This is a genomic window from Piscirickettsia salmonis LF-89 = ATCC VR-1361, assembly GCF_000297215.2.
GTDB classification, from domain to species: Bacteria; Pseudomonadota; Gammaproteobacteria; order Piscirickettsiales; family Piscirickettsiaceae; genus Piscirickettsia; species Piscirickettsia salmonis.
Genome location: NZ_AMFF02000059.1, coordinates 1 through 1,428, shown reverse-complemented (window position 1 = coordinate 1,428; position 1,428 = coordinate 1). Strand labels below are relative to the sequence as shown.

Annotated in this window: 3 protein-coding genes; all 3 read left to right on the top strand. The window is 31.2% G+C overall.

The features are described from left to right. The first annotated feature begins 183 nt into the window (after window positions 1-183). The 3 genes from C200_RS06180 to C200_RS06170 are packed head-to-tail and all read left to right on the top strand — an operon-like array spanning window position 184 to window position 1,157. Complete coding sequence (locus C200_RS06180) at window positions 184-615, top strand: hypothetical protein (protein ID WP_016212318.1); 432 nt, start codon at window positions 184-186, stop codon at window positions 613-615. A gap of 1 nt (window position 616) precedes the next feature. Further along, entirely contained in the window at window positions 617-943 is a 327-nt protein-coding gene (locus tag C200_RS06175) for a hypothetical protein (RefSeq protein ID WP_016212320.1), read from the top strand. Further along, a complete protein-coding gene (locus C200_RS06170) occupies window positions 930-1,157 on the top strand; it encodes a hypothetical protein (protein ID WP_016212319.1) in 228 nt (75 codons plus the stop codon). Before C200_RS06175 ends, C200_RS06170 begins: the two co-directional genes overlap by 14 nt. Window positions 1,158-1,428: the final 271 nt, after the last annotated feature.

Below are 1,428 nucleotides of genomic sequence, written 5' to 3'. Positions count from 1 at the left end.
TTTTGCATCATTGGATGTGCAAAATACCTACCGAGGTAGCGACGCTTACGTATTTAATTTTTTTGTTTATTTAAACTATATATAAATAATTGTTAAAAACACATAAAAATTAATATTTACTTTTCATAAAATTATATTTTAAATAGTGTTTATATTGTTGATAATCTATAGAGTGCATAAACTATGGCTAAGCCTATTCCAAAAATTGAGATAAATATATTAAAATACTTGAGTAGAAATGGCATTGAAAATAATAATATTAAAATTATCGAAGAGGTATTTGAAGAAAGTACAAGTGATTTTATATTAACTGTTAAAGAAAGTAATTTTAGTACTATAACTGCTATGCAGCAAGAACTTAATGCTGGAATTAATGCTGGAATTAATGCAAGTGGAAATAATAGAATAGACATAGTTGAAGGGAGTAACAGTGAAGTTACATTGATTATTCCTTATGGAGCTTTTAGCCTATTAAATAGCTTTCTTGAATTATCTCAAGGGCCACAAGCAAGACAGCAACCAGGACTTTTTGAACAACGTAGCGCTGATCGAGCAGGTGGAGGTGCTGAGCCAGCTTTAGAGTACGATGACGATGATCTAGTGGCAGATTGCTAATATGGATAATAAAGGCTTTTGTTATTGGCTGCAGGGTTATTTTGAAATTGAGCAGAACGCTTATCTTAATAAAGAGAAATTAGCCCTGATAGAAGATCAATTAAATGCACTTGTTGTTGATAAAGGTAAATTTACTCGATGGCTTAGTCAGGTGTGTGATTATATTAAAGGGTTAGATTACCCTGAAGAAACTATTAATGTCTTTACGCCAATTATTAAAGAAAGCTTATCGAATGTATTTCGACATGTGATTGATAATAGCTATGTAGGCATTGATAGAAAAACTAGACATCAGGTGCATGAAGAGGGCTTAAATGACGAATCGTGAATTTTATTATTGGATAGTAGGTTTTGCTCAATTAGCTGATGATGTTTCATTGGATGAGCATCAAATAAAGATAATTAAAAATCATGCTGATCTAGCCCAATTGACTGATGGCTATGTGGCTAAAAATGTTTGTAGATTTATCAAAGAGATTGAAGTTTGTCAGCAGGGGCAGCACCAAGCAGTGATTACTCGCTTTATTGATTGTTCTTTTTAGTATGAACAGATAAACTTAAACAGTATTTATTTTCTAGGGTTAAACCATCTTAATGCAAGAGGATATTGAACTAATGAGTTGACGAAATATGTCATTAGTTCAATTTTCTTATCTTTTAATAAATTACTGTGCTTTATATACATAGAACATCCTAATAAATTAAATATTAGCTACCAGCCCGAAATAAAAAACACCCAAATTTTCAGGTGTTTTAAATGTTTAACGTTTTTTATTTTTAAGTTAGCTTGATATTCTTTCGCTGCGAGCCATG

Coding starts and splice junctions, on each gene's coding strand:
- C200_RS06180 (WP_016212318.1), top strand. CDS start 184: ATGGCTAAGCCTATTCCAAAAATTGAGATAAATATATTAAAATACTTG.
- C200_RS06175 (WP_016212320.1), top strand. CDS start 617: ATGGATAATAAAGGCTTTTGTTATTGGCTGCAGGGTTATTTTGAAATT.
- C200_RS06170 (WP_016212319.1), top strand. CDS start 930: ATGACGAATCGTGAATTTTATTATTGGATAGTAGGTTTTGCTCAATTA.